The sequence below is a fragment of the Arthrobacter sp. GAS37 genome (assembly GCF_044908325.1).
GTDB lineage: Bacteria > Actinomycetota > Actinomycetes > Actinomycetales > Micrococcaceae > Arthrobacter > Arthrobacter ramosus.
In genome coordinates this window covers 183,637-197,698 of record NZ_JBIYDB010000004.1, presented here as the reverse complement: position 1 = coordinate 197,698, position 14,062 = coordinate 183,637, and the positions used below count along the sequence as shown (strand labels likewise).

Annotated in this window: 15 protein-coding genes; 8 read left to right on the top strand and 7 right to left on the bottom strand. The window is 63.9% G+C overall.

The annotated features are described in order from the left end of the window. Positions 1-54: 54 nt before the first annotated feature. From ABH924_RS05950 to ABH924_RS05930, 5 genes are all read left to right on the top strand, one after another. The gene (locus ABH924_RS05950) at positions 55-513 is read left to right on the top strand and encodes an SRPBCC family protein (RefSeq protein WP_404497645.1); all 459 of its coding nucleotides are present in this window, start codon (positions 55-57) and stop codon (positions 511-513) included. After that, the gene (locus tag ABH924_RS05945) at positions 513-1,172 is read left to right on the top strand and encodes a pentapeptide repeat-containing protein (protein WP_234748791.1); all 660 of its coding nucleotides are present in this window, start codon (positions 513-515) and stop codon (positions 1,170-1,172) included. The genes ABH924_RS05950 and ABH924_RS05945 overlap by 1 nt, the downstream gene beginning before the upstream one ends. Before the next feature lie 133 nt (positions 1,173-1,305). Next, positions 1,306-2,529, top strand: a complete 1,224-nt coding sequence (locus tag ABH924_RS05940) for a thiolase family protein (protein WP_404497644.1) — start codon at positions 1,306-1,308, stop codon at positions 2,527-2,529. Continuing rightward, positions 2,529-3,335: an enoyl-CoA hydratase/isomerase family protein gene (locus ABH924_RS05935; protein WP_404497643.1), complete on the top strand. Its 807-nt coding sequence runs from the start codon at positions 2,529-2,531 to the stop codon at positions 3,333-3,335. Before ABH924_RS05940 ends, ABH924_RS05935 begins: the two co-directional genes overlap by 1 nt. Next, the gene (locus ABH924_RS05930; RefSeq protein WP_404497642.1) at positions 3,332-4,195 is read left to right on the top strand and encodes a 3-hydroxyacyl-CoA dehydrogenase family protein; all 864 of its coding nucleotides are present in this window, start codon (positions 3,332-3,334) and stop codon (positions 4,193-4,195) included. Before ABH924_RS05935 ends, ABH924_RS05930 begins: the two co-directional genes overlap by 4 nt. Before the next feature lie 68 nt (positions 4,196-4,263). Here ABH924_RS05930 and ABH924_RS05925 read toward each other — a convergent pair whose 3' ends face one another. Continuing rightward, entirely contained in the window at positions 4,264-5,208 is a 945-nt protein-coding gene (locus ABH924_RS05925) for an endonuclease domain-containing protein (RefSeq protein WP_404497641.1), read from the bottom strand. Between the two features lie 146 nt (positions 5,209-5,354). On the opposite strand from ABH924_RS05925, the gene ABH924_RS05920 reads away from it, so the two are divergent. Together ABH924_RS05920 and ABH924_RS05915 are read left to right on the top strand one after the other, a co-directional pair. Then, positions 5,355-5,954, top strand: coding sequence for a GNAT family N-acetyltransferase (locus ABH924_RS05920; protein ID WP_404497640.1), 600 nt, complete (start codon positions 5,355-5,357; stop codon positions 5,952-5,954). Between the two features lie 149 nt (positions 5,955-6,103). Then, positions 6,104-6,748, top strand: a complete 645-nt coding sequence (locus ABH924_RS05915; RefSeq protein WP_404497639.1) for a LysE family translocator — start codon at positions 6,104-6,106, stop codon at positions 6,746-6,748. Between the two features lie 7 nt (positions 6,749-6,755). Here ABH924_RS05915 and ABH924_RS05910 read toward each other — a convergent pair whose 3' ends face one another. From ABH924_RS05910 to ABH924_RS05885, 6 genes are all read right to left on the bottom strand, one after another. Beyond that, positions 6,756-7,889 carry a Gfo/Idh/MocA family protein gene (locus tag ABH924_RS05910; protein ID WP_404497638.1) on the bottom strand — a complete coding sequence of 378 codons (1,134 nt, stop codon included), beginning with the start codon at positions 7,887-7,889 and terminating at the stop codon, positions 6,756-6,758. Further along, positions 7,886-8,653: a ThuA domain-containing protein gene (locus ABH924_RS05905; protein ID WP_404497637.1), complete on the bottom strand. Its 768-nt coding sequence runs from the start codon at positions 8,651-8,653 to the stop codon at positions 7,886-7,888. The genes ABH924_RS05910 and ABH924_RS05905 overlap by 4 nt, the downstream gene beginning before the upstream one ends. A 30-nt stretch (positions 8,654-8,683) precedes the next feature. Then, positions 8,684-9,436, bottom strand: a complete 753-nt coding sequence (locus ABH924_RS05900) for a carbohydrate ABC transporter permease (RefSeq protein ID WP_269997554.1) — start codon at positions 9,434-9,436, stop codon at positions 8,684-8,686. Between the two features lie 160 nt (positions 9,437-9,596). Further along, complete coding sequence (locus ABH924_RS05895; protein ID WP_404497636.1) at positions 9,597-10,607, bottom strand: carbohydrate ABC transporter permease; 1,011 nt, start codon at positions 10,605-10,607, stop codon at positions 9,597-9,599. A 10-nt stretch (positions 10,608-10,617) separates the two neighbouring features. Beyond that, positions 10,618-11,853 carry a sugar ABC transporter substrate-binding protein gene (locus ABH924_RS05890; protein ID WP_284983399.1) on the bottom strand — a complete coding sequence of 412 codons (1,236 nt, stop codon included), beginning with the start codon at positions 11,851-11,853 and terminating at the stop codon, positions 10,618-10,620. A 142-nt stretch (positions 11,854-11,995) separates the two neighbouring features. Further along, entirely contained in the window at positions 11,996-13,009 is a 1,014-nt protein-coding gene (locus ABH924_RS05885; RefSeq protein WP_404497635.1) for a LacI family DNA-binding transcriptional regulator, read from the bottom strand. A gap of 261 nt (positions 13,010-13,270) precedes the next feature. Here ABH924_RS05885 and ABH924_RS05880 point away from each other — a divergent pair, with 261 nt between their 5' ends. Further along, positions 13,271-13,996, top strand: coding sequence for a tyrosine-protein phosphatase (locus ABH924_RS05880; protein WP_404497634.1), 726 nt, complete (start codon positions 13,271-13,273; stop codon positions 13,994-13,996). Positions 13,997-14,062: the final 66 nt, after the last annotated feature.

Genomic DNA, 14,062 nt, shown 5'->3' with positions numbered 1-14,062 from the left:
ATCCCGACGGTCCGCGCAAGTGTCTTTGTCAGCGGTCGCAGCTAGGCTCGATCCATGGACCACAGCACCACTCTCAGCCAGCACGTCAACGCCTCCCGGGAGAAAGTCTGGGCCGTCATCACCGACATTCCGGGCTCGGCCAAGACCCTCTCGGGCGTCAAAGCCATTCAGATGCTCAGCGAGGGACCCTATGGTGAGGGCATGCGGTGGAAGGAAACCCGCGCCATGATGGGCAGGGAGGAAACCGTGGAAATGCACGTTTCCCAGTGCGATCCTCCGCGCGGCACCACGGTCAAGGCGCGTCAGGGCGGCGCGGACTACACCACCCGATTCACCTTGGAAGAGCGCGACGGCGGGACTGAACTCGCGCTGTTCTTCGGCGCCGAGGTCGTCAAGTCGACTTTCTTCAGCAAGCTCATGATGGCCGCCTTCGGAAAGCTCGGGATGAGCGTCACGCGCAAGGCGCTTGCGAAGGATCTCGCCGAGATCGCGGCGAAAGCGGAGGCGCTCTGATGGCGGCGGTCGCCAAGGTGACGGCACCCCGGATTTCCCCGATCAGGCTTGACGAGCTCCGCGACGATCCCGCGCCGGACTTCCAGCGCGGGGAGCGGTACGACGGCGTCCGCCTCACCCGGGCCGTGGCTGACGGAGCGGAGCTGAGCGGAGCGGACTTTATCGAGTGTGAATTCAACGGAGTCTCATTCAACGAGGCACAGCTGCGTGGCGCGAACTTCCGGGATTGCATCCTGAATGAGCCCTACGCGCCGGTGTTTACCGCTGCACGCACCTCGTGGCGTGAAGTGGAGATCAGCAACCCGCGTTGGGGTTCTGCGGAGATGTACGAGGGCGCCTGGCATTCGGTGAAGATCGACGGCGGCAAGCTGGACTTCCTGAACCTGCGTGGATCCAAGCTCACGGATGTGGTGATCACGGGCTGCATCATCAATGAGCTCGACCTCGGGGCATGTACCGCGACGCGGATGGTGCTCAAGGACTGCACCATCGGGACGCTGGATGTCACAGGGGCCAAGCTCAAGGATGTGGACCTGCGTGGCTCGGACTTCCGGATGATCAATGGACTTGGTGGACTGTCCGGCGTGGTCATTGACGATTACCAGCTCAGCCTTTTGGCACCCCTTTTGGCCGGACACCTGGGTATCCGGGTGATCTGAGTGGAGCAACGGGGTCGCGAGGTGGTGGTTGACGACGTGACGGTTGACCGCGGGGCGGCGCCGTGTAATCTTTATAGAACGAACGGTCGGTAAATTATTCACCGGCCCCGCTCCCTTCGCGAAGGATGTTCTCATGGTCGAGGCTTTTCTTGTTGGCGGTGCCCGCACCCCTGTAGGCCGTTATGGCGGCGCCCTTTCCGCGGTCCGGCCCGATGACCTGGCAGCCCTCGTGGTCCGCGAAGCCGTGGCCCGTGCCGGCGTCGACCCCGACGCGATCGATGAAGTCATCCTGGGCAACGCCAACGGCGCCGGCGAGGAAAACCGCAATGTCGCCCGGATGGCCACCCTTCTCGCGGGACTGCCCCTCCACATCCCCGGCATCACGGTCAACCGCCTGTGCGCCTCCGGCATGAGCGCCATCATCATGGCCAGCCACATGATCAAGGCCGGTGCCGCGGACATCGTGGTGGCGGGCGGCGTCGAGTCGATGAGCCGGGCCCCCTGGGTGCAGGAGAAGCCCACCACGGCCTTCGCCAAGCCAGGCCAGATCTTCGACACCTCCATCGGCTGGCGCTTCGCCAACCCCCTTTTCAGCAAGGGCGAGCTGTCCCGCGGCGGCAAGATGACGTATTCCATGCCTGAAACTGCTGAGGAAGTCGCCCGCGTGGACGGTATCTCCCGCGAAGACGCCGATGCCTTCGCCGTACGCTCGCACGAACGCGCGCTGGCTGCCATCGCCGGCGGTCGCTTCAAGGAAGAGATCGTGCCGGTCACCGTGAGGACACGCAAGGGCGAAACCGTGGTGGACACCGACGAAGGCCCACGCGAGGGAACCACCGTGGAGGTCCTCGCCGGGCTCCGTCCAGTGGTTCCCGGCGGCTCTGTTGTCACGGCCGGAAACTCCTCCTCGCTCAACGACGGCGCGTCAGCCATCATCGTCGCGTCCGGGGCTGCCATCGAAAAGTTCGGCCTCACCCCGCGGGCCCGCATCATCGACGGCGGCTCGGCGGGCTGTGAACCGGAAATCATGGGCATCGGCCCTGTTCCGGCCACCCAGAAGATCCTGGGCCGTTCCGGACTCACAGTCGGCGACCTTGGCGCCGTCGAACTCAATGAAGCGTTCGCGACACAATCGCTCGCGAGCATGCGGCGTCTGGGCCTGGATCCTGACATCGTGAACCTCGACGGCGGTGCCATCTCCCTGGGGCACCCGCTCGGTTCCAGCGGCTCACGTATCGCGATCACTTTGCTGGGCCGCATGGAACGCGAGCTGGGCACCGCCGACCGTAAGATCGGCCTCGCGACGATGTGCATCGGCGTCGGGCAGGGCGCTGCGATTCTCCTGGAAGGCATGTAATGGCGTTGAAGCCCGAGGAATTCGGAACGTTGCTCATCGAGGAACGCGAGGACCGCGTCACCGTGCTGCTGAACCGGCCCGAGGTCCGCAACGCGATCGACCAGCAAATGGTGGACGAACTCCATCAGGTGTGCGATTACCTTGAACGCGAGCCCAAAATCCTGATTATTGCCGGCGTCGAAGGCGTCTTTGCGTCAGGTGCCGATATCGGCCAGCTGAGGGAACGCCGGCGCGACGACGCCTTGCGCGGCATCAACTCGACCATCTTCGTGCGGATCGCGAAGCTGCCCATGCCCGTCATCGCGGCCCTGGACGGCTATTGCCTGGGCGGCGGGGCCGAGCTCGCCTACGCCGCGGACTTCCGCATCGGCACGCCGAGCCTGCGCATCGGCAACCCGGAAACCGGACTGGGCATCATGGCCGCGGCCGGGGCCACGTGGCGCCTCAAGGAACTCGTGGGGGAACCGATCGCCAAGGAAATCCTCTTGGCGGGCGCCGTCCTCCGCGCCGAGGAAGCCCTCCGCATCAATCTCATCACCCAGATCCATGAAGCCCCAGTGCTGATGGAAGCGGCCCACAACCTTGCGGACCGGATCGGCCGGCAGGACCCCTTGGCCGTGCGGATCACCAAGTCCGTGTTCCACGCTCCGGCCGAGGCACACCCCGTGATCGACACCCTGGCCCAGGGCATGCTTTTCGAATCGCAAGCCAAGTTCGACCGGATGCAGGCGTTCCTGGACAAAAAGAGCGCCAAGCAATCCAGCGCCAAGCAGTCCAGCGACAATCCAGACAGGACCCGAAAATGACAGCAACGCCCGCTATCCCGCATGTTGTCGGTGTCCTCGGCGGTGGCCGCATGGGTGCCGGCATCGCCCATGCCTTCCTGATCAAGGGCGCTACGGTGATCGTCGTCGAGCGAGACCACGAATCCGCCGCCGGTGCGCAGGGTCGCGTTGCTGAGGCCGTGGCCAAGTCCGCCGCCCGAGGCACCCTGACGGAAACCGCTGAAGAGGCCTTGTCCCGGTTCAGCACCTCAACCGACTATGACTCCTTCGTCCATTGCGGGCTCGTGGTCGAAGCCGTGCCCGAGGACTACGAGCTCAAGGTTGCGGCCCTCAAAGCTGTGGAGGAGCACCTCTCCGCCGACGCCTTCCTGGCCTCCAACACCTCGTCGCTCTCCGTGACCGGGCTCGCTTCGCAGCTCCGGCGGCCCGCCAATTTCGTGGGCCTGCACTTCTTCAACCCGGTCCCGGCTTCCACGCTCATCGAGGTGGTCCTGGCCAAGGAGACTTCGCCGGAGCTCGCCGCCACGGCGAAAAGCTGGACCGAGGCACTCGGCAAGACCGCCGTCGTCGTCAACGATGCGCCCGGCTTTGCCTCGTCGCGGCTGGGCGTCGCGATCGCACTCGAGGCGATGCGCATGGTGGAAGAAGGCGTGGCCTCCGCGGAGGACATCGACGCCGCCATGGTGCTCGGCTACAAGCACCCCACGGGACCGCTCAAGACCACGGACATCGTGGGCCTGGACGTGCGCCTCGGCATCGCCGAGTACCTGCATTCGACGCTGGGGGAGCGCTTCGCCCCGCCGCAGATCCTGCGCGACAAGGTTGCCCGCGGCGAGCTGGGACGCAAGACCGGCAAGGGTTTCTTCGACTGGACTGACTAGCGCCTCGTGCGCCCAACTAGCTCGCATTTGTTGTCGTTTTCAGGCCCTATAACGACAACAAATGCGAGTCACTTGGGCGTCCAGCCTCGGTCCAAGAGCACGGCACGGACTTTCGCGACGGCGGACCGTGCTTCGTTAGCCATGTGGCGTTTGGAGATCCTCACCAAGTGCCAGCCCGCACGGGCGAAATCCTCTTCTCGGGCGATGTCCCGGACTATCTGGGCCGGCTCGGAATGCGGCTCGCCGTCGTATTCGACCGCCACACGGTGTTCCGGATAGGCGAGATCCGGTTGACGTACGACGCCGGCACTTAGCTCAGTGGCTACGTTCAGTTGGGGTTCCGGCAGTCCGCCGTTTTCAAGGGCCAGCCGGAGCCGCGTTTCGGGGGCCGAGTCTGAGCCGATCCGCGCCTGTTCGAGGGCCAGGCGCGCCTTGCGGATCCCGGGAGTGCCTTTGTGCCGGTCCAGCATGTCGGCCAGTTGTTCCAATGTTGCGTACGGCTCTGTCCGGCCTTCAAACTCCGCCCGGGGGATCCGCACCAGATGGTCGGCCACAACGGTCAGTTCGTCCACGCTCATCTTCCTGGACACATCAAGCCAGGTCCGGGTGCGCGTGGTGACCAGAAGGCCGTCAAGACTCGTGATTTCGTCGTCGAAGAACTGCCCCACATGCCCAACCACTCCGGTTCGCCGGGGAATGGCCATGGTGTCCGGACGCGAAATGTGGATGCGCGGATCATCGCTGCCTGGCAGGAACCCCGGGAACGACCACAGACCGAAGGCCGTGGCGTGAGACGCTGCCGAGAACTCGGTCACCGCGGTGAAAGGCCGGACGAAACTGACCTCCTTTGGTTGCCCTTGGGCACAGGCCTGGTCCGGAATCCTGATGCCCCGGCTGGGCGCGGGCAGCGATCGGTGCCGCAACCGCCGGAGGCTCACGCCGGCGTCGACCGCTTCTTGAAAGGTGAACGGGGCGCACGCCAGCAGCGCAGGCAAGGGTTGCGGGGTCCTCATCGCCCTATCGTTGCAAATCCTGGAACGCCATTTTGGGTTATCCACAGGCAACCGCCCCGGAACCCCAACTGACTCGCAGTTGTTGTCGTTTTCAGCCGCCATAACGACAACAAATGCGAGCTAGTTGGGTCGGTTAGGCTGGCTGGGTGACTCTCATTGCACCCGTGACCCTGGACGGCCGCTTCGTAACCTTGGAACCTCTTAGCCCCGAGCACCACGACGGCCTTGTGGATGCCGCTAAAGACGGCGAGTTGTGGAAACTCTGGTACACCTCGGTTCCGACGCCGGGGGGCATGGCCGCGGAGATCGACCGCCGGCTCGGGCTGCAGGAGCAAGGATCCATGCTGCCGTTCGCCACCCGGTTGAAGGCGACCGGCAAGTTGATCGGCATGACCACCTACATGAACATCGACGCCGCCACCCCGCGCGTCGAGATCGGCTCCACGTGGAACGCTGCCTCGGCGCAGGGTCGCGGGAGCAATCCGGACTCCAAACTGCTGCTCCTGCGCCACGCTTTCGAAACCCTTGGCTGCCCTGCCGTCGAATTCCGTACACACTGGCTCAACCACCAGTCCCGCGAGGCCATCGCACGGTTGGGCGCTAAGCAGGACGGCGTCCTGCGGAACCACTCTCGGACTTCGGACGGAGTGCTCCGTGACACCGTGGTGTTCTCGATCCTCGAACACGAGTGGCCCGCGGTCCGCACCGGTCTCGAGTTCAGGCTCGCGTCACGCCTCCCCAAGTAGCTCGCAGTTGATGCCGTTTTGAGCCCTGATAACGACATTAAGTGCGAGCCAGTTGGGTTAGCGGGAGGGAAACGGGGGCGCCCCCACGTCCGGCTACACTCTTGAAGGCAACACGTGCCGAAGATCCATTCCTCCGGAAGCAGTCCCCAATGGTCGAACAACTGATGGCGTTTGCGCTGACCTGCGTCGTCGTGGTCCTCGTTCCCGGCCCTGATTTTGCGCTTGTGCTGAAAAACGCACCCCGCGGACCCGGATCAGCGGCAACCACCGCGATCGGAATCATGGTCGGCAACACGGTCCTTGCCCTTCTCGCGGTGCTCGGCGTCACGGCGCTCCTAGGTGCCTCCGAAGTCCTTGGCAACGCCATCAGGATCGCCGGTGCTGTGTACTTGCTCTATCTTGGGGCCCGCGCCCTGCTGGAGGCCTTCGGTCGCCCTCGCAGTCAAGCCGGCCAAGCTACGGCGCCGGAACCCAGGCTAGGATTCCGCGGGAACTCACCGTTCCTGCAGGGAATGGTCAGCAATCTGCTCAACCCCAAGGTCGCCGTCTTCTATCTTTCCCTTTTCCCTCAATTCAACCTCGCACCGCTTCCCCCTTTGGGCCAGCACTCGTTGATGGCGGGCATCTTTCTGCTCACCGCGCTGGTTTGGTACGTGCTGCTGGTGCATGCGCTCAAGAGAATCGCCTCGGCACTGGCCCGTCCCCGAGTGAAGCGGATCATCACCGGCGGATCGGGGACTGTACTGATCGGCGTCGGCGGGACAATCCTGACGAAATCCCTCGCCTCCAGCTAACCGCCCGCTAGTTGGGTTGGTGGGCAGGAAGAGTAAGGGCGCTGCGGACCGAGGTCCAGGACTTGAGGACCTCCAGCACGTCCGGGTCGCGTTCAGTCAGGACGGCCTGTGCGTAGGATTCCTCAAGGAGCGCATCAACGGAAACGCGCGCTCCGGTGGAGGCGCTGAGCATGGCCGCCTCCACCATGGCCAGGCTCATGATGTTCTGGTGGACTTGGCCCATGGGAGTGCTCCCGGTGCGCAGGGCCGCCACGAAGTCACGCAATGAGCCGGCGATCTCCTGGCCTGGGTCCTCCGAACCGGTTCCGGACGGAAAGAGCAACGAGGACACAGGTTCGCTGTCGCCGTCCCACAGGACCGTGCCGCGTTCGCCGCTGATCCGCCATGCCGCGTTCCAGGAGGTCTCCTGACCCGGGCTGCACCAGCTCCCGGTGAACACGAAGCGCTCCCCGCCTGTCATTTCGAAGATGGCGGTGGCCCCTGCATCGCCGCGGTACCAGCTCCAGGACGGGTTGTATTCCTCGCAGAACACCGAGACGGGATCCGCGTCGAGCAGGAACCGGGCCATGTCGAACTGATGGATGGCCATGTCCAGCAGCAGCGGGTGGTCCATGGCATCCCGGAAACCCCCGAAATGCGGGCCCTTGAAGAATTCCGCCGACACGATGCCCACAGTGCCGAGCGCCGAGGCGAGCCGTTTGGCCTCGAAAAGATGCCTGTTGTACCTGCGCGATTGGCTGACCATGAACAACTGGCCAGTAAGCTCCGACGCCGCGGCTAGCGACAGCCCCTGGGCCACCGTGGAGGCCACGGGCTTTTCGCCAAGCACCGGGAGCCCTGCCGCCAGCCCCTCGGTGGTCACCGGATGGTGGGCTACCGGAACGGTGACGTTGATGACCGCTTGGGCGCCGACGTCGGACGCTAACTGCGCCGTCCCGGTGCCCACCGGCAGATCGGGACGCCCGATAGCCGCCGCGCCTGCGCGGGCGGCGTCCAGATCGAGGTCAACGATGCCCGCGAGCTCCACGAGCGATGACTCCTGCACCGTCCGAAGCCACGCGCGGCCCATGCCCCCGGCGCCGACGACGACGACGCGAACGGGAGTGCCGTCGTCGGGAATGGTGGCGAAAGGGGTACTCATGCGTTGGCTCCCTGGTAGCTCTTGCCGTTGAAGAAGTCGTTGGTCTCATATCGCAGCAGTTCGGGGTGGGCGCGCTCCGGCCGATCGGTCACTGCCCATTCGACGGCGTTGGAGATGACCCGGCGGACATCCTTGTGGTGGTAGACCGGGTAGTCCTGGTCGCCGGGGCTGAAGAAGAAGATCTTGCCGTGGCCGCGGCGGAAGGTGCATCCCGAGCGGAAGACTTCCCCGCCGCTGAAGGAACTGATGAACACGAGCTCCTCGGGCGTGGGGATGTCGAAGAATTCGCCGTACATTTCCTGCTGATCGATCACGATGGGGTGAGGCACGCCCTTCGCAATGGGATGGGTAGGGTCCACGGTCCAGACCAGTTCACGGTCCTGCTCACTGCGCCAGCGCAATGTGCACGAAGTGCCCATGAGCTTGGTGAAGATCTTCGACCAGTGCCCGGAGTGCAGCACGATCAGGCCCATGCCGGACAGGACGTGGCGGTGCACGCGATCGACGATCTCGTCGTCGACATCACCGTGGGACATGTGCCCCCACCACGTGAGGACGTCCGTCTTGGCGAGGACTTCCTCGGTGAGGCCGTGCTCGGGCTCGTCCAGGGTGGCGGTTCGGACGCTCACCTTGGCGCCGAGGTTCTCCTCGATGCCGGCTTTCACGGCCCCGTGCATGCCCTCGGGGTAGAGGCGCGCCACCAGTTCGTCGCGCTTTTCGTGCCGGTTTTCGCTCCAGACGGTAACGCGGATTGGTTCAGACATGGTTTCTCCTTGTTGATGTTGAAGGGCGGTCTATTTGACCGCGCCGCCGGTTGTGCCCGCAGCGATGTACTTCTGCGCCGCGACCAGCAGGATGATGGCAGGAATGGAGGCGAGCACCGCCGTCGCCATGACGGAGCTCCAGTCGTTCACGTAGGCGCCGATGTACTGGAAGATTCCCAGGGTCACGGGCCGCACAGCCTCGGTGGTGGTCAGGGTCAGGGCGAACAGGAAGTCGCTCCAGGTGAAAAGGAAGGTGAAGAGCCCCGCGGTGATGAGCGAGTTCCTGCTCAGCGGCACCACGATGGACCAAAACGCCCTCAAATGCCCGGCACCGTCCACCCGTGCCGCCTCGATGACCGACGCCGGCATGCCGTTCATGAAGGCCCTGATGATGAGGATCGCGAACGGTATGCCGTGGGCGGAATCAGCCAGGATCAGGCCCGGGATGGAATTGAGGAGGCCAAGATCGTTGTAGGCCGTGTACAGCGCGTTGGCCACCACGATCCCGGGGATCATCTGGCTGATCAGGATCGCAAAGAGGACCACGCCAGCGCCCTTGACCTTGAAATAAGCCAAGGCATAAGCGGCCGGCGCGGCGATGGCCAGGCTGAGCACCACGCTGCCCAGCGAGATCACGAGGCTGGTGACCAGGTTCCCGCCCTGCTCGCTGATGGCCGTGGCGTATCCCGAGAAGTCCGGCTTGAGCGGCAGCCACGAGGTTTCCAACGTGGTGCCGTTGGGCTGCAGAGAAGCGTTGATCATCCAGTAGACGGGGAACAGCATGATGGCCAGGAAGAAGATGGCCAGGACGGTGTAGCCCCATTGTTTGCGTCCGGGCCCGTTCGCGGCGCGCTCGGGTCCGTGGCCCTTGCGGGCGCTACCTTTGCGGGCGCTCGCCGGCGCCGAACGGCGGATGGTGATTTTCGTCGTCGTCATGGTTTCCTCACTCATCGACGGACCGCCGGCTGGCACGCAAGTACAGGACCGCGAAGACCAGGGAAATGACCACCAGGACGTTGCCCAGCGCGGCGCCCTCGCCGAATTTGAACTCATGGAAGGACAGATCGTAGGACTGGGTGGCGATGGTCTGGGTCGAATTCGCCGGGCCGCCGTTGGTCAGGCCCAGGATGATGTCCAGCACCTTCAGGGTGTAGACGACGCCGAGCACCAGGACCACGCTCACTACCGGACGCAGCATCGGCCAGGTGATGTGCCGGAACGCCTTCCAACCGGTCGCGCCGTCCAGGGAACCGGCTTCATAGAGCTCATCCGGAATTTCCTGGAGGCCGCCATAGATAATGGTCAGATTGAACGGGATGCCGATCCAGATGTTCACTCCCACCACGGCGATCAGCGCCAGCGAGGTACTGGTCAGCCACGGAACGCCCGTGTTCACGATGTGCAATTCGCCGAGGAAGCGGTTCAAGGCTCCGCTGTCCTTGTCCAGGATCCATCTCCACACGGCACTGGACACGATGAGCGGCAGCAACCAGGGGAGCAGGAGCAGCGAACGCAGTATTCCGTTGAGCGGGAACTTGCGCTGGAAGAAGATCGCCAACGCCAGGCCGATCACGAACTGGCCCAGTATGGATCCCAGGGTGAACAGGGCAGTGTTCACCAAAGACGTTGAAAACAACGACGACGACAGCACCTTCGCGTAGTTCGCTAACCCTACCCAGGGGGCCTCGCCCGTGAAGAACGTGGCCGTGGTGTAGTCCTGGAAGCTCATCACGATGTTCTTGACCACGGGGTAGCCGAAGAACAGCGCCATGTAGGTCACGGCAGGAACCAGGAACAGCCATTGGAAGAGGCGCTCGCGGCGTTTGCGGTTGCGCCTGTGGGGTGATGGGCTTGCTTCCCGGGCCCGGGTGTTGCCCAACCCGGACTTGGCGCGTGACTTGGCGCGCTGGTTGGCGCGTGACTTGGCCTGCGACAAATCAGTTGTGAGGGACATGTCCAGCTGCTTACTGGCCTTGGGCTTGCTTGAGGGCATCGGCCGGAGAGGCCTTGCCCGTCAGCGCAGTCTGGATGGCGGTGTAGATCTTGGTCGCCTGTGCCGGCCATCCTTCTCCGAGTTCGCCGGTGCGGGCCCGGGCGGTCTTGATGAGATCGGTGAAGGTGGCGAGCTTGGGGTTGTCGGTGGCGAACTTCGCGGCCAGCGAGGTCTTGGACGGGATGGTGTTGCGGACCTTGGCCATGGCCAGCTGGTTTTCGTCGCTGTTCATGCAGGCCACCACTTCTGCGGCCTTGGCCTGGTGGGCTTTGTTGCCCGTCTGCGGAACGGTCCACACTTCGCCGCCAAGCGGGGCAACGGCTGTCTGGCTAGCATCACGGACCGGGATCTTGACGACGCCGTACTGCAGCGTGGTCTTCTTGTCGAGCGCGGGAATCTGCCAGGGGCCGTTGACCATCATGGCTGCCTTGCCCGCCATGAACTGGTCCTTGACGTCTGCTTGCGTCCAGTTCAGCGCCGACGAAGACACGGATCCGTCCTTGACGAGGTCGGTCCAGAGCTGGAGGGCCTGTGCGGTCTCGGGGGTGTCGATGTTCTTCTCGTCGCCACCGTTGGACCACATGACAGGAAGGAACTGCCACGTGCCCTCGTAGGTGGGGTTGGCGTTGAAAGCCAAGCCGTACTGCTCGCCTGAGGTGAGCTTGGTGGCCGCCGCCTTCAGCTCGTCCCAGGTGGTGGGAGGGGTGACTCCGGCCTTGGCCAGAATGTCCTTGTTGTAGAAGAGCGCGATTGTGTTCACAGTGGGGGCGAGTCCATACACCTTGTCCTTGTAGGTGCCCGCGCTCAGGACCCCGGGCGCGAAATCGGCGGTGCTGATGTTGAAATCGGACAACGGAGCCAGCGCCCCCGTAGCGGCAATCTGCTGCAGGTCCGGATTGTCGAGCATGAGTACATCCGGCAGCGTCTTGGAAGAGGACTGCTGGAGCACCTTGGAGATCAACGACTTGCCCGGCACGGTCTCGCGTTTGATCGTCACACCGGCCTTGGTGCCGCAGGCGGTCAGGGCATCGCCGATGAAGGACTTGTCCGGCTCATTGTTGTAGTAGTCCATCACGGAGATTTCCTTCACGGCGTCCGTGGAGGAGGCGGAGGCGGTGGTACCGCAGCCCGAGATGGCGAGCGGGAGGCCGACTAGAGCTGCCACGGCCAGGGCGAGCGGGCGGCGTGTCCTGATAGCTGACTTCATTGTCTGTTCCTTTGTTGGTGTAGGAAGGGAATGGTGCGTTTGTTGATGGGAAGCGAATTCATCGATGCGTATCGACGATGCTGAAGCGAAAGGATATGGAGCTGGAACAAAAAGGTTCCCGCTGCGAATCAGGGGTGGCGATTCACTGCGGATGGAGGGTGCTGGAACGGTGCGTGATGACCGCGGGCACCAACTCCAAGGATTCGTGTGGTCCGTGGGAGTCGGCTTCGAGGAGTTGGCACATGATTTTGACTGCGCGCCGGGATACTTCTGCCGGCCGCAGATCGATGGTGGAAAGCGGTATGGGTTGGAGCTCGGCAAGGGTGGGGGAGGCGCTTCCGATAACGGAAACATCCAGCCCCAGGGTCAGGTCGCGGCTGCTCAAGATGCGGCGCAGAATGTCCTGGATGGTGCGATCGGGGGCGATGAATGCGGGCTTGCCCGTGGTGCTGGCGAGTGCTTTGTCGACCGATTCGGAGATGGTGGCGCGGTCGGTCCCGCCTGGAAGGTGGAGCACGGTCACGCCGAGAGCTTTGGCCGCGACATCCGTGCCGTGCAAGAACCGGTCGACGTAGTTCACATGCCGGTCCATCACTGCGGGCTGCCAGTCAATGACGGAAATCACGGAGTGGCCGGCGGCGGCGAGATCGCGGACGCAGTGCTCACCGGCCATTTCGAAGTCCGCGTCGATGCAGACCAGGCCCGACGGATCGCGAGGGATGCCGATCAGCACCACCGGGACGTTCAGGCTGCGCGCCACGGGGAGGCGCTCGTCCTCGTCCTCAACCTGCATGAGGATCAGGCCGTCGCAGATCTGCTGCCCGACGACGCGGCGCAGCCCGGCGGCGCCTTCGTCGTCGGTGACCAAGAGAATGTCGTGGTCGAATTGCCGGGCCGTGCTGGCAATGACCGAGACGAATTCCATGATCGATCCCATTTCCAGCTCCGGGATGAACGGAATGACCAGGCCGATGACCCGGGTTTTTCGGCTTGCCAAGGCTCTGGCGCCCGCATTGGGTTGGTACGTCAACTGGTCGATGGCGGCCTCGACCTTTTTCCGGGTCTTCTCGGAAATGGGCCGCTTGCCGCTGAGCACATACGAAACGGTGCTTTGGGCTACGCCGGCCGCCTGGGCGACATCCTTGCTGGTGGGCACTTCCAGGCCTCCTCGCCGGGTCCAGTGGTCTTGGTGTGATGTGTGGTTCCGTGTTGTCGATACGCATCGTCGATGCGCATCGAGAAAAAGTATGACATAAGTCACGTAAAGCGCGCAAGACCCAACCCTCGCTCACCTATGTGGGCTTTCCCACAGACCCTCGCTCACCTATCTCGCCTTTCCCACAGACCCTCGCTCACCTATCTCGCCTTTCCCACAGACCCTCGCTCACCTATCTCGTCGTGTGGTTAGCTATCCGGTATGGATGGGATCTCAACCGCCGCCAAGCAACGGGGCATCCATTGGGACGGCGCGGTGAACGCCTGGCATATCGCCGGAGGCATGTATCGGATGGGTCGGCGGGAATGGCTCACCGACGCCGGGTGGCAGCAAATGTACGACGCCGGCGTCCGCACCGTGATCGATCTCCGGACTCCGCGCGAGCAGCAGCCCAGGGAAGTCGATCCCGAGGTTTCAGCGGAGGCGACTGCACGCTTCGACATCGTCCATTGCCCCACCGAGGACCCGGCGAACAAAGAGTTCACCGAGCTCTTTGGCCCGTACCTGAAAGACCCAGCACACTATGCCGACTATCTGAGGCTCTTCCCGGACAGGCTTGCCGCGGTCTTCAAGGCCATAGCCGCAGCGCGCGGTGGGGTAGTAGTGCACTGCGCGGCCGGGCGCGACCGCGCCGGGATCATAGCCGTGATGCTGCAGAACCTGGCCGGAGCCGGCGACGAGGAAATCGTACGGGGTTACCAGCAGGGAATGCGAGGAATCAACGAGCGCCACCGCCACCATCGCGCCCCGCACGCCCATGATGCATTTCTTGAGGAAGACGCACTTGAAGCCATGCTGGCAGCACGCAGTGTGAGCCTCTTGGAATTCGCGCATTCCTTGGACACAGCAGCCTTCCTGAGAACCAACGGCGTCTCGGAAGCCGAAATCGCCGCCATTCGTGCCAAGCTCAACGCCCCGGCGCGGTAGAAGCAGTGCCGGCCACGCGCCGTCGTGACCTTCTTTGATTTCGGAAAGCGCTTGCGACACGGCGAG